The 12813-nt window shown below is 43.3% G+C and carries 15 protein-coding genes; 9 read left to right on the forward strand and 6 right to left on the reverse strand.

Features of this window, described 5'->3' with window-relative positions:
- Positions 1-87: 87 nt before the first annotated feature.
- The 6 genes from GX654_20780 to GX654_20805 all read right to left on the reverse strand — a co-directional run bounded on the left by GX654_20780 (position 88) and on the right by GX654_20805 (position 7053).
- Complete coding sequence (locus tag GX654_20780) at positions 88-2310, reverse strand: molybdopterin-dependent oxidoreductase (protein NLD39298.1); 2223 nt, start codon at positions 2308-2310, stop codon at positions 88-90.
- Between the two features lie 25 nt (positions 2311-2335).
- Positions 2336-3310 (reverse strand): polysulfide reductase NrfD, encoded by a 975-nt coding sequence (nrfD, locus tag GX654_20785; GenBank protein NLD39299.1) that lies wholly within the window; start codon positions 3308-3310, stop codon positions 2336-2338.
- Between the two features lie 17 nt (positions 3311-3327).
- A complete protein-coding gene (locus GX654_20790) occupies positions 3328-4098 on the reverse strand; it encodes a 4Fe-4S dicluster domain-containing protein (GenBank protein NLD39300.1) in 771 nt (256 codons plus the stop codon).
- Positions 4099-4639: 541 nt separating this feature from the next.
- Positions 4640-5404, reverse strand: coding sequence for a hypothetical protein (locus GX654_20795; GenBank protein ID NLD39301.1), 765 nt, complete (start codon positions 5402-5404; stop codon positions 4640-4642).
- A 276-nt stretch (positions 5405-5680) separates the two neighbouring features.
- Positions 5681-6529 carry an amidohydrolase gene (locus GX654_20800; GenBank protein ID NLD39302.1) on the reverse strand — a complete coding sequence of 283 codons (849 nt, stop codon included), beginning with the start codon at positions 6527-6529 and terminating at the stop codon, positions 5681-5683.
- Positions 6526-7053: a TlpA family protein disulfide reductase gene (locus GX654_20805; protein NLD39303.1), complete on the reverse strand. Its 528-nt coding sequence runs from the start codon at positions 7051-7053 to the stop codon at positions 6526-6528. Before GX654_20805 ends, GX654_20800 begins: the two co-directional genes overlap by 4 nt.
- Before the next feature lie 175 nt (positions 7054-7228).
- Here GX654_20805 and amrB point away from each other — a divergent pair, with 175 nt between their 5' ends.
- The 9 genes from amrB to GX654_20850 all read left to right on the forward strand — a co-directional run bounded on the left by amrB (position 7229) and on the right by GX654_20850 (position 12799).
- The gene (gene amrB, locus GX654_20810; GenBank protein NLD39304.1) at positions 7229-8176 is read left to right on the forward strand and encodes an AmmeMemoRadiSam system protein B; all 948 of its coding nucleotides are present in this window, start codon (positions 7229-7231) and stop codon (positions 8174-8176) included.
- Between the two features lie 84 nt (positions 8177-8260).
- Positions 8261-8869 (forward strand): sigma-70 family RNA polymerase sigma factor, encoded by a 609-nt coding sequence (locus GX654_20815; GenBank protein ID NLD39305.1) that lies wholly within the window; start codon positions 8261-8263, stop codon positions 8867-8869.
- A 7-nt stretch (positions 8870-8876) separates the two neighbouring features.
- On the forward strand, positions 8877-9602 hold the full coding sequence (locus tag GX654_20820; protein NLD39306.1) for a hypothetical protein: 726 nt from the start codon (positions 8877-8879) through the stop codon (positions 9600-9602).
- A gap of 137 nt (positions 9603-9739) precedes the next feature.
- Positions 9740-10051: a hypothetical protein gene (locus GX654_20825; protein ID NLD39307.1), complete on the forward strand. Its 312-nt coding sequence runs from the start codon at positions 9740-9742 to the stop codon at positions 10049-10051.
- 85 nt (positions 10052-10136) lie between these two features.
- Positions 10137-11174: a family 43 glycosylhydrolase gene (locus GX654_20830; GenBank protein NLD39308.1), complete on the forward strand. Its 1038-nt coding sequence runs from the start codon at positions 10137-10139 to the stop codon at positions 11172-11174.
- A gap of 224 nt (positions 11175-11398) precedes the next feature.
- On the forward strand, positions 11399-11683 hold the full coding sequence (locus tag GX654_20835; GenBank protein ID NLD39309.1) for a BrnT family toxin: 285 nt from the start codon (positions 11399-11401) through the stop codon (positions 11681-11683).
- Positions 11664-11897: a hypothetical protein gene (locus tag GX654_20840; GenBank protein NLD39310.1), complete on the forward strand. Its 234-nt coding sequence runs from the start codon at positions 11664-11666 to the stop codon at positions 11895-11897. Before GX654_20835 ends, GX654_20840 begins: the two co-directional genes overlap by 20 nt.
- A gap of 198 nt (positions 11898-12095) precedes the next feature.
- Positions 12096-12383 carry a type II toxin-antitoxin system Phd/YefM family antitoxin gene (locus GX654_20845; GenBank protein NLD39311.1) on the forward strand — a complete coding sequence of 96 codons (288 nt, stop codon included), beginning with the start codon at positions 12096-12098 and terminating at the stop codon, positions 12381-12383.
- Positions 12380-12799, forward strand: coding sequence for a putative toxin-antitoxin system toxin component, PIN family (locus GX654_20850; protein ID NLD39312.1), 420 nt, complete (start codon positions 12380-12382; stop codon positions 12797-12799). The genes GX654_20845 and GX654_20850 overlap by 4 nt, the downstream gene beginning before the upstream one ends.
- Positions 12800-12813: the final 14 nt, after the last annotated feature.

The raw sequence follows: 12813 nt of genomic DNA on the forward strand, positions 1-12813 counted from the left end.
TTTATCAAAAAAACCCTGTCCTGTTCGAAAATATGGCGAACAGGAACAGAGTTCTTAAAAAAGAAGAACCAGTATTTTTACCTTTGACTAATCCTTTTCTGTAAGGGCAGTTCTCCCCCCACCCAATTGCTGAACAGTGCCATACTCTTCTGTCTTAAATACATTTTCCTGTAGATCATCCTCTGTACAGGGGTAGATTTTACAGAGTAGACAGGTGAGATCCGGTGAACCGTACATGGGGTCAAGATGGTCATTGCTTGTTAACACATTCGGGTTTGATATAAAAACCCCGTGATATGTTGTTGGCGACTCTTCCGGGTAAAAACAATTGGCTGTCGCCATAAGAACACCCTCAAGTATGCCAGGGAACACACGGCATTTCTGCCTGATCTTCCCCCTTGGGGACTCTATCCAGATCCAGTCACCATCTTTTATCCCATACTTTTTGGCTGTATTGGGATGAATCTGGGCTGTAGGATATTCCATAAAGCTCCTGAGCCAGGGGATATTCCTGTACTGGCCCAGGAAATAGAACGGCTGCCTGTAACCGCTGGTCATGATAACAGGATATTCCTTGTAAAGATCAGGGGTTGAAATCGGGCTTTCACCAGGTTCACGATATTGAGGGAGGGGATCATAGCCCAGTTCCTCAAGCCTCTTTGATACAAACTCAAATTTGCCTGTGGCAGTGGGGAACCCGCCCCCCTTTTTCCAGTAATCGGTTTTATACTTATAATATACCTGGTCCTTGCCCCAGCAGCCGCTTACCAGGTTTTTACTGAACTTCTTCCAGTCCATGTTTTCGCCCTTCTTTACCTGGTATGAGAGGCACTCCTCAACGTCCTTAAACCAGTGCTGAGGGGCAATCCTTTTACCTATTTCATTGAATATCCATATATTGGATTTTGCCTCTCCGGGCGGCTCAACAACCTTATTATGTGCCTCAATCATAAACCTGGGGTGCATATCATAGACATCGTCCATCTCAAGCCAGTGTGCCGAAGGAAGTACGATATCGGCGGCCTGGGCCATTGGCCCCATGAGCTGTTCACAGTGCACCATGAACTCCACCTTTTCTATGGCCTTTACCACCTCAGTCGTATTTGCCATATGGACAATCTGCTGCCCACCAACACTGAACCATACCTTGATTGGCGCCTCCCCTGAAAGGATGGCCTTTACCATTGTATCAGGGTTACATGTTCTGGCAGCGCCCATCTTGTATTTATCAATACCTATGATATGGCTTTTCATCTCATCGGTTAATGGAAGTTCAAGAAAAAAATCCTCAATAAGGCCTGTTTCCGGGAGCACCCAGCTTATCATGCTGCCGGGGCGTTCAATATTGCCGCACAGCCCCATTAAGCAGGTAATGGCCCTTAACGTGTGTCCGCAGTTTGCCTGACGCTCTAATGAGCTACCCACCTGGATACAGCCGGGTGTATCAATGGCAAACATCCTTGCTGCCTGTATGATCTTTTCCTTTGGCACCCATGTAATCTCAGAGGCGCGTTCCGGGGTCATGGGCATGACCCTCTCCTTTAGCTCCTCAAAGCCGAATGTCCACTTCTCAACAAATTCCTTGTCCCAGAGCCCTTCATTGATGATTACATTCATCATGGCAAGGGCAAGGGCACTGTCTGTGCCGGGCCTCGGTTGAAGATGGAGCGTGGCCCTTGAGGCATAGGCAGTCTGCCTGGGGTCTATAATGATAAGGTTTTTACAGTAATCAAGGGACTGTATAAACCAGTTGCACATCTCAGAGTCTGCGCTGGATATCTCAAGCTGCTTTGCCCACATGATCTGGGTCTTGGGGAACTCTCCACCCCAGCCGTGATAATCGCAGTAGAGCCTGCCGTAGCCTGTGACAAGCCCGTAAAGCCCCAGCCTCGGGCTGTGGCATACATAACCGGGTGTTATTACATTTGCTGTGCCTATTGATCTCGCAAGCCTGTGGGTATACCGGTTATACCCTCTTCCGGTGCCCTGTGATATTGCAATGGTATGAGCCCCGAAATTCTTTATGGCATCTTTCATCTTTTCTTCAATCGTATCAAGGGCCTCATCCCATGAGATCCGCTGCCACTGCCCTGACCCCTTGGGACCTGTTCGTTTAATAGGATATTTTACACGGTACGGGTTATCAATATGTTGAATGGCTGATAAGCCCTTTGCACACATGGTGCCCCTTGTGAGTGAATCAGGGTTACCTTCAATGTGCACTATAGCACCGTCTTCGGTTGTTACCTTTACACCGCAGCCGCCGTGGCAGCTTATGCAGGTTGTATAATGTATTTTTCTTTCGCCCATTTAATTCTCCTTTATCTTTCCAGCCTTAGAAAACTATGCTCTTCGGCAATATGGGTTTATATATTCCCACCTTGAGGATACAGTATTTCAGCGCAAATGCGCCTGCCGTGTGTCCTATAATTGCAATAACAAGAAGTAATGTTGTTATATCTCCAGTAAACATGCTTATAAAAGATATGGCAAGCGGCATGACAATACCGAAGAAAACAATCCCAAGCCAGAAAACAACTGCCACTCTCCCTACAAGGAGCTCCCTGACAGACAATTCCGCAGTTGAAGACTGGTATGATGCATTCATAAGATATGTCCCAAGAAGCACCGCATTTACCCCGAGCACGATCCGGCTGGCATATTCAAGGTTATGGAAATACTCAGGGCCATACACACCAACACCTCCGGCTAAAAGCCCTATTCCCATAACAAGTGCAAGGCCGTCAGCAATACCTGCATTCAGTATCACGATGGGAAGGATGCCCGTGTTCCAGAATGGGACACTCTTACAACAGCTCATCATGAATCCGCAGTAAATACCGGTAAGTATTACAAAGAACCCTGCTATAATCTTGAGGATAATATCTGCAGCATATACCATGTTATGGGCCTGACCGCTTGCAAGGAAGTCAGAGCCAAGGATGTATGATGTTATAAGCTGCAGAAAACCAAATATGCTGAAAAATACAGTAAATACAACGCCCCTTGCTATCCATGATGTCCGCCAGGCCCCTGAAAAGGGTGGCATTGTCCTCCAGAACCTCAAGGGTTTGCCAAGATAAATAAGATGAAGAGGCAGCTTTAAAAGCATTACAATAAGATACCCTGCAAGTGCGCCCCACCAGCTATCAACAAATATTGCAATCAGGTAAAGACCTGTACCAAGGGCAGAAAATACCTCAGAAAGCCACACAAGGATCCCCTGTTTTTCAATCCACTCTTTCTGCTGCATGGGTTTAACCATCCACTCATGGGTTATCATCCATTGACGAGAAGTTTGATATCGCATATATCCCTCCATTATCCTTAAGCTAAACCGTCAAAACGCTTTTTAGCGTCTGCATCTACTGAACTGAGGTGCTGCATGTTACTCCCTGTCTGTGCATGCAGAGGGGCCTTGTTCGACTCCTTGCCACCGATCCTGCCATCCACATAATAGACCGAAGGTTCTGTGCCATATTCAGGTTGAAGGGTAAAACCTTTGCGCTCCCTGATAAGCACAGAGACATTGCTGTCCGGGTCATCAAGGTTGCCGAATGTCATTGCGCGCGCCTGGCAGGTATTCACACAGGCGGGTGTGGCATCACGATCCTTTCCGGGTATTAAGCCCTTTTCTCTTCCGGCATCGATCTTTTCTGCGCAGAAATTACATTTTTCTGTTGTGCCCACCTGATGCGGATAAAGTTTCTTTCCCTTCTTTTCAAAACCGGTCAATTCGTAACCGGGGAAATAGCCCGGGTCCTTGTCCTTTGACAGGAAATTACGGTTCTGGTAGGGGCATGCAATAACGCAATACCGACAGCCGATACACTTGTTGGAGTCTATCACTACTATCCCGTCATCCCTCTGCGTTGTTGCCTCTGTCGGGCAGACCTTTACACAGGGGGCATCCTTGCACTGATTACACCTTACAGGAAAGGTGGTCAGTTCAGGTTTCCCACCCACATCGGTCTCAAGGGCCAAAAGCCTCGGCCATGTGACATGTAAAGGAAGGAAGTGTTCAATCCTGCAGGCTGCCACGCACGCATGGCATCTGGTGCATTTAACTAGGTCTATAACCATTCCCCATCTCATAATTTTCTCTCCTTTTCCGATATACAATCTGCCAGTAAACTACAATGTGGTACTGGCTAAAAGTTTTACATGCAGAAATAAAACAAAGGGATTATACTTTCAGGTATACCTGTTGTCAATTGTTAAATGTAAAAACGTATTACATTTATACGCTTGCTTTTTAACTTAAAATCACCAAATTAAACATTTTATATCTTAATTTAGATAATTAATTTTCTAACAGAAAAATATATTTTATGATTTTAAAAGCAAAATAATTCATTTAAGGTTTCGAATGCAAAACTAAAAAACTGCATCTGAAGTGACTAAAAACGAACAGGAAAATAGCAGTCTGATCCTTTTTATGGGGCAGGAGCATCTAAAAAAAAGATAAAATTTATTTAGTGTCCATCCGGAAACTGTCGTTTTTTAATTCTAGCGGTCAGCCATCAGCATTCAGCCTTCAGCAAAAGACTTTTAAACCAAAGAGTTAGCTGACAGCTGATCGCTGACAGCTGAAAACCCCATCCAGGATTTGGCTCTTTCTGGATGGACACTATGTATATCAGGCCTGGGCCTCGGTCTCGGCCTTTTCATCAAGTCGATTCATGATCGAATCTTTCATCTGCTGACCGGCTTTTATGCCATCCTCATTTTTGTCTGCCTTTTCAGAGAACATAGCAAAAAGACCGGTAAGGTAATCATTCATCATTGAGCGTACAGAGTCATGAGACTTCCCTGATTTTCTGGCTGATTTAAGTATGGTGTCAAGGGCATGATCCATCTTTGCCCATTCACTGCGGCCTTTACGCCCTTCACCTTTTGACTCGACAGCCTCTGAAACAACTGCCTGAACCTGCTCATAACTCATGGATTCTTCAACACTGATAGCTGCGTCAAGGCTTGAAAGGGAATCAAGACCAACAAACTCTTTTGCCAGTTTATTAAGGTCATCCACACTGCCTGTAAAGGATTTTTCCATAAGGGATTCTATAGTCTTAACAGCCGCAAGAACATCTTCATACTCCTCTTTGTCCAGATCACCTGTAATGGAAAGTGAAAGGCTGCTGCTGAGTTTACTCGTGTACTCATAACCCTCTGCATTAATTAATGCTGACCCTGATCGTAAAAGGCCGCTGTACGTGGCATAGCTCGTTTCAAGGCTGTTAGAAGATGAGATGGTTACCCTGTCACCGTCATCTGTGACAATGGTGATATCCGCGCTGTCAGTTTTAGCGTAGTGTCCCTGTACATAGTTGAACTGGCCGCTAGAATACCCGTCAAAACCATATTTATTATAGTTGTTATTTGTTAAACCTGTTGTGTTCATAATGAATCCTCCTCCCCAGGCAGATTCTTTTTTGATATTCTCCTTATCGGCAATAAATAAGTTTTCATTAATAAATAATAGAGGTTAAAAACTGATTAGCCTATTACCAGATGGCCTTCACATAAACTAGAATGAAAGGTTTTTTATTATAGTATTTCTCCATGCTCTCCGTTTCCTTGTATGGTTGAAGTGACAGACTAAAATTGAACTGCAAAGACGCAAAAGGCGCTAAGAAAAACAAAAATTATTTATTGATAATATAATAAAAATCTTTTCTCAGTGTCCTCTGTGGTGAAACAGACCAGAGGCATTATCACCTTTTAGCTTTGCCATATCTTCAGGTTCAATACCCGCGGTGTCTATCTCCCGGAAATACCTGTCGGGTTTAATCAGGGGATAGTCGGAACCGAACAGGATTTTATCATAACGGATAATTGAACCTGCTGTTTTGTAGATTGCCGGGTCATAAAGGAATGGTGATGCGGCTGTATCAAACCAGACATTAGTGAGGGCCTCTTTTAGCTCTTTTTTCAGAAGGGCATAAAAGAAGATACCCCCGCCCCAGTGGGCCAGGATTATTTTATTATCAGGATACCTATTGATGAGGTTCTCTATCTGTTTAAGTGTAATCGCCTGCTTGCCCGGATAGTGATGCCCAACCGGTTCATTCACATGCATGAGAAGAGGCGCATCATGAGCACGGCATACTGCCATAACATCGTTCATCCTTAAGATAATATCATCGGTCAGGGGCGAGTCATATACTGCCAGTTCACCCACGCCCTTAAGCCCTGACTTGAAACACCTCTCCGCCTCCCTTGCACCTTCAGATGAAACAGGGTCGAAGCAGCTTAAACCGATCAGTCTATCCGGGTTTGCTGCGACTGCCTCTATAATATAATCATTGTGCCGCCTGTAATTATCCGGGTTCTTCCACGGGAAACCGAACACAACAGCAACATCCACACCATCTGCATCCATATCCTGAATCAGGTTTTGGACACCCTCCAATTTTGATGTCTTATGGCTGTAAAGCATCTTAAATGAAGGCTCATCATCAAAGAAGGAGCTTCTTTTATCCCTGAAGATCGCAGGAAAGATATGGGTATGAGCATCAATAATCATTTTAAAAGCGTTTCAACAATATTCGGGACTTCACCCTGGGTAAATCCCGATATTGTCTTAATGATCTTACCTTCCCTGTTGATAATATGCATGGTGGGTATTGCAGCAGGGGAATCACCATAATATGTACCGCTTACAGTACCATCATCCCTCATCACAGGGTAATTTATCCCGAATGTCCTCATGAACTTTAGTATCTGCCCATCATCTGCCTGTGAAAGGGTATCCACAGAAACACCAAGCACGACAAGCCCCTTATCCCTGTATTTTTCCTGAAGGCGAACAAGCTCCGGGATAGAGAGCATGCATGGGCCGCACCATGTTGCCCAGAAATCAAGGAGCACCACCTTGCCGCGGTATTGTGAAAGTGTAATATCCTCACCTGTCATTGCCGTTAATGTGAAATCCGGGGCATCTATCGTCTTCACTTCGGCCTTTTCGTTGTCTTTCGAACAACCGGAAAAGGTAAAAGCCATAAATATGGTTAGCAGGGTTACGCATAACGCAATCAATTTAAATCTCATTTTGTCTCCTGATATCTGAATTTTGTATTAAGCCGCACGATCCTTAGCACGGGTTCTATCCTGCGGCCATTTAAAAACAATTGCTTTAAATATTTATCCTGTTCAATTATACTGCTAAATACTATTTTTTCACCGGATATGGAATAGTTAATATTAAAAATATATGAGGTAAAAAATGGTACAAAAACCATATACATTAATAACCGCTTTTATTTTTTTAACACTGACCTTAATAAATACCTATGGTGAAACCATGATAAAATCAGACAGTACCACAAAAACCAGACCGGCCTCAGTTGCAGGTGCCTTTTATCCGGGGGATAGAGAAGAGCTGAAAAGAACCGTTGAGGGGTTGCTTAAAAATGCCGCAAAAGCAGATTCCACAGAAACAATATATGCTGCAATGGCGCCCCATGCAGGGTATGTCTACTCAGGGCAAATCGCCGCCCTTACATTCAAGAACATCTCAGATATTGAATTCGATACGATTGTTATAATAGGCCATGACTCATATCGCGATGCTGTGGCCTACACATGCCCTGTGGATTATTTTGAAACACCTTTGGGAAAAATTCCGATTGATAGAGAGATGATGGAAAGGCTAGAGGGTTTTAATAAAGGCATAAGGCCTGATACCTCAATCCACATAGATGACCACACCATAGAGGTACAACTCCCCTTTTTGCAGGCCATGAATAAAAATTGCAAAATATTACCCATCATGTTCGGGTTCCCTTCACCTCAAAACTGTAAAATACTTGCCGATGCCATAAAAAAGGCCGCAGGGGATAAAAAGGTATTTGTGCTCGCAAGCAGTGACATGTCACACTACCCCACATATGAGGGTTCAAATAAAATAGATAATAATACGTTGGACACGATCCAATCAATGGACATTGATAATTTTTTCAAGCATGTTTACAAACAGATTAAAGAGCCAGGTGTGCCTGGTCTACAGACCGCCATATGCGCGAGCGGGGGTGTGGGCACTGCCATACTGTTTGCAAAGAAGATGGGGGCGGATACGGCGCTGGTGTTAAAACATGCCAACTCAGGTGATGTGACCGGGGGTGATAAAACCAGGGTGGTCGGGTATTCGTCAGTGCTGTTCATTAAGAGGTAAACTTCATCACCTTTTTAATATACAGGATGACCATTTTTGCCTGATTTAATAGCAATAAAGGAAGGAGACCTTAAATAACTGACTATGTCTCAGATGCCACTCCATACCCTGTACAACCAGATGACAGACGAAGAGTTGGTCAGATACTCGCTTCATGATGAAAATGCATTTTATATCTTGATGAAACGGTATGAGCCTGCATTGCTCCGCTATATCAACAGGATCATGCAGGCCAGCAGGGAAGAGGCAGAGGATTTACTTCAGGAAATCTTTATAAAGGTATATCGCAACATCAACGGGTTTGACATCAACCTTAAATTTTCAACATGGTTGTACCGGATTGCCCATAATGAGGTCATCAGCCAATACCGTAAAAACAGGAGATACCGTTCTTCACTCAACATTGATGACGCAGTTAACGATTCACGTTTACTTGTTAATTTCCTGACCGATACCTTTAATATGGAATCTGATTACCTGGTGAGAGAAATGGGTGTAGAAGTAAAAAAAGTCCTTGAGAAACTGGCCCCGAAATATCGTGATGTTTTGGTGCTGCGTTATCTGGAGGAGTTAAGCTATGAAGAGATAAGCGATATCATTCAAAAACCTTCAGGCAGTGTGGCGACCCTGTTAAACCGGGCCAAAGAAAAGTTTAAAAAGCTTGCCGAACAATACCAATTAGAGAGGAAATAACAGAATTATGAGGGATATCAGCAGGGAAGTACTTGATAAAATAAAGGAGGAGGGCATTGTACCCCGCCCAAAAAGGTATTTTATTTTAAGGCGCTCTACAGTCTGGATACTCTTCTGCTTCTCAATTATCCTAGGGAGCATTGCGTGTAGCACAGTTATTTTCCGGGTTAAAAATGCGGAGTGGGATCTGTTCCACCATTTCAAAGGTAATTTGCTGGAATTTTTGCTGATATACACCCCATATTTCTGGGGCATCTTTATGATATTTTTTTCTTTTATTGCCTATTATTATTTCAGGCAGACACAAGGCGGTTATCGCTTTCGGGCCATAACAATTATTATTTTAAGCCTTTTGATTTCTGTTGCAGGGGGTATGGGAACATACTCGGCAGGTATAACTGAACGTATGGAAACGGTTTTTGAAGAGAAGCTGCCTTTTTATCATGGTGTTTCCTTCCATAGCCGGATGGTCTGGATGTCACCGGATAAAGGTCTTTTGGCCGGGAGGATTTCAGATATCACAAAAAGTGGATCATTCCTCCTGAATGATCTGGATGGCAACGAATGGCATATCAATGCTGAAGGAGCCGTATGGCGTGGCAGATTAACCCCATCCACAGGTCTTGAGATAAAATTGATCGGCACCAGGATCGGCCCGAACAGCTTCAGGGCAGATGAAGTGCGCCCGTGGCATGGCAGGAAAAACCGGGGTGCAAAAGACAGGCACAATTAATTTTATTAATAAAAAAATGAAAGAAAATTGAAGTACGTTTCGTATTACCTGTTAAACGCTGATTATGACATGCATGTATTAATTCAGGCTATTATCGTAAAGATATAACAGTTAACCTTTTACAAAGGAGATATATTATGAAACGTATACTGACAATAGCACTGCTTTCCCTATCTCTTCTGGCCATTGGCACATATTCCTATGCCCAGGGAGGGGGAAGAGGATATGGCAGGGGAAATGGTGGACAGGCAGGCAGGGGAATGAATTATGTGGACAAGGACGGAGATGGTAAATGTGACAAAATCGGCCAGCAGGGAACCGGAAAAGGATATCATAAAGGTCACCGGATGAGGGCAAAAAACGGCCCTGGCACCGCATCCGCACATGGTCCCAATTATGTGGATAAAGATGGGGACGGGGTATGTGACAATTTCAAAGAAGCAAAATAATCTGTTCTAAATTTATTTCTTGCCTTTTTATAGCTGAGGCCCTAAAGATAGGCCTCAGCCTATAACATTTTTTAATTGGAAAAATATGGAATCTCAATCCCATCTCTCAATCACCCCATTCGAAGCCCTGGTAAGTAACGCTATATCAAGGCCACTCGTAGAGCATATTTATACCGCTGATCCGGCTGCGCATGTGTGGAACGGGAGGATATACATATACCCATCGCACGATATTGATGCCGGGATACCTGAGAATGATAATGGTGACCATTTTGACATGCGGGATTACCATGTACTCTCTATGGATAGCATAGATGGCAAGGTTACTGATCACGGGGTTGCCCTGGCTGTTAAGGATATCCCCTGGGCCGGTCGCCAGCTCTGGGACTCTGATGCTGCGTATAAGAACGGCAGATATTTTTTATATTTTCCTCTAAAGGATAAGGAGGATATCTTCCGAATTGGCGTTGCTGTGAGTGATAACCCCGTAGGCCCGTTCATACCTGAAGCAGAACCGATAAAAGGGAGTTTCAGTATTGACCCGTGCGTGTTTAAGGACAGTGATGGTACGCATTACATGTATTTCGGCGGCATCTGGGGCGGCCAGCTCCAGCGCTGGTACAAAGGTAAGTATGACCCAACAGGGCCGTTTCCAAATGCTGATGAGCCTGCCATACCATCGTTTGTTGCAAAGCTAAGTGACAACATGCTGGGGTTTAATGAAACACCAAGGCCGGTCAGGATAGTTGACAAAGCCGGTAACCCGCTGCTTGCGAGTGACGAAGACCGCAGGTTCTTTGAGGCATCATGGATGCATAAACATAATGGTATCTACTATTACTCATATTCAACGGGCAACACCCACTTTCTCTGTTATGCCACAGGTGATAACCCCTATGGACCGTTTACCTATGAAGGGAAAATACTCACCCCGGTTATCGGCTGGACAACCCATCATTCCATCATAGAGTTTAATAAAAAATGGTATCTCTTCTATCATGACTGCACAGTGTCAGGTGGTAAAACTCACCTGCGCTCCATCAAGGTAAGTGAACTGCGCTACAATGAGGACGGGACAATCCAGACCATCCACCCCTATGGTGATTTATCACCGGTGTGGTAGCTAATAATATAAAAGGAGTTTGTTATTCAGGCGCAGAAGACAAACAGTCTAATGGGTGAAAAATAATTTTTAAGCCTTGAATGTTGAATCAGTTATTTAAGTTGAAACATTATCTTTCCCAATTATATAATGTTTAACGCAAACATTAAGATTTTGTTTACTTTTAAGCAGTAATTTACTTATTACCTTCGTCCTGCTTTACTAAAGGAGAAACTTGACGCATTATGGGATTACTGTTTGAATGGGATCCGAAAAAGGCATGGAGGAACATAAAAACTCATGGTGTTTCTTTTGACGAGGCGAGTACGGCGTTTAGTGACCCGTTGTCACAGACAATTGAAGATCCCTTGCATTCCGAATATGAAGAGCGTTTTGTGCTCATTGGGCAATCCATTCAAGGGAGGCTTTTAGTTATCGTTCATACTATAAGATGGGCGAGAGTACGTATTATCAGTGCCAGGCTGGCAACAAAAAAAGAAAGGTTAAGATATGAAGAAAATGAAGAATGACCCAGATATGCTGGAAGAATATGACTTTACCGGTGGAATCAGAGGGAAATATGCGAAACAATATGCGGAGGGTACCAATGTTGTGGTTATTGACCCTGATGTAGCAGAATATTTTCCCGACAATGAATCAGTTAACGAGGCTCTCAGAGGTTTAACTGCAATTATCAAAAGAAAAAAGATGGCTGAACAAGGGCATAGAGAGGGGCGATCATAAACTAGCGACACTCATGTCTTCTGGGTATTTAATTTTATACCCTGAATTTCAAATCTTGAATGTTGAATCTCGATCTTTTTCCTTGATTTTCCAACCTCTTAAAATATCAAACCCCTATTGATGTAAAAGCAGAAAAAGCAGGTTGAATTGAGACATGAAATGGTATACAATTGAGTCTCAATTGGAGGTGTAATGATTATGAAGTTATTGAGTGTAAGAGAACTAAAATCCAAATCTTCTCAGGTATGGATTGATCTCTCTGAACAAAAAGAGATGATTATCACAAATAATGGAAAACCGATTGCCATTCTATCGTCGGTAAATGAAAACAACCTTGAACAGGTCTTGTCTGCATTCAGGAAGACGAGAGCAGTTCAGGCTGTTAACTCAATGCAGTATGAATCGGTACGCAGGGGGACAGACAAGATATCCCTGGAACAAATCAATGAAGAGATAAAAGCAGTACGTTCAAAGCGGAAAAAATGATAATCGTCCTTGATACAAATGTTCTGGTCTCAGGGCTTCTTTCACCCTTTGGAAACAGTGGCGAAATCATTCGTATGGTTTCTACCGGAAAACTGGTTTTAGAATATGATTCAAGAATCTTATCAGAATACAGAGAAATCCTTAACAGACCCAAATTCCAGTTTAATAAAGAAATGATTGCGGCTTTTGTTGAATTTATAAAGAGTACCGGTCAGGTAGTTTCAGCTTCACCATTAAAAATACAACTGCCAGATCCTGATGATGCACCTTTTCTTGAGGTTGCTATTGAAGGAGACTCTGAATATCTGATTACAGGGAATAAAAAACATTACCCAGCAAAATATTGTAAAGAGATCAAAGTGCTGTCCCCAAACGAATTTATTGACACCTATCAAAAAGCAATAGCATCTGAATAGATACATCAAGATAT

The organism is Desulfatiglans sp., from assembly GCA_012513605.1.
Taxonomy (GTDB): domain Bacteria; phylum Desulfobacterota; class DSM-4660; order Desulfatiglandales; family HGW-15; genus JAAZBV01.

Excerpts from the sequence above, each read along its gene's own strand:
- GX654_20780 (NLD39298.1), bottom strand. The coding sequence starts at position 2,310 with ATGGGCGAAAGAAAAATACATTATACAACCTGCATAAGCTGCCACGGC.
- nrfD (NLD39299.1), bottom strand. The coding sequence starts at position 3,310 with ATGCGATATCAAACTTCTCGTCAATGGATGATAACCCATGAGTGGATG.
- GX654_20795 (NLD39301.1), bottom strand. The coding sequence starts at position 5,404 with ATGAACACAACAGGTTTAACAAATAACAACTATAATAAATATGGTTTT.
- GX654_20800 (NLD39302.1), bottom strand. The coding sequence starts at position 6,529 with ATGATTATTGATGCTCATACCCATATCTTTCCTGCGATCTTCAGGGAT.
- GX654_20805 (NLD39303.1), bottom strand. The coding sequence starts at position 7,053 with ATGAGATTTAAATTGATTGCGTTATGCGTAACCCTGCTAACCATATTT.
- amrB (NLD39304.1), top strand. The coding sequence starts at position 7,229 with ATGGTACAAAAACCATATACATTAATAACCGCTTTTATTTTTTTAACA.
- GX654_20815 (NLD39305.1), top strand. The coding sequence starts at position 8,261 with ATGTCTCAGATGCCACTCCATACCCTGTACAACCAGATGACAGACGAA.
- GX654_20820 (NLD39306.1), top strand. The coding sequence starts at position 8,877 with ATGAGGGATATCAGCAGGGAAGTACTTGATAAAATAAAGGAGGAGGGC.
- GX654_20825 (NLD39307.1), top strand. The coding sequence starts at position 9,740 with ATGAAACGTATACTGACAATAGCACTGCTTTCCCTATCTCTTCTGGCC.
- GX654_20830 (NLD39308.1), top strand. The coding sequence starts at position 10,137 with ATGGAATCTCAATCCCATCTCTCAATCACCCCATTCGAAGCCCTGGTA.
- GX654_20835 (NLD39309.1), top strand. The coding sequence starts at position 11,399 with ATGGGATTACTGTTTGAATGGGATCCGAAAAAGGCATGGAGGAACATA.
- GX654_20840 (NLD39310.1), top strand. The coding sequence starts at position 11,664 with ATGAAGAAAATGAAGAATGACCCAGATATGCTGGAAGAATATGACTTT.
- GX654_20845 (NLD39311.1), top strand. The coding sequence starts at position 12,096 with ATGAAGTTATTGAGTGTAAGAGAACTAAAATCCAAATCTTCTCAGGTA.
- GX654_20850 (NLD39312.1), top strand. The coding sequence starts at position 12,380 with ATGATAATCGTCCTTGATACAAATGTTCTGGTCTCAGGGCTTCTTTCA.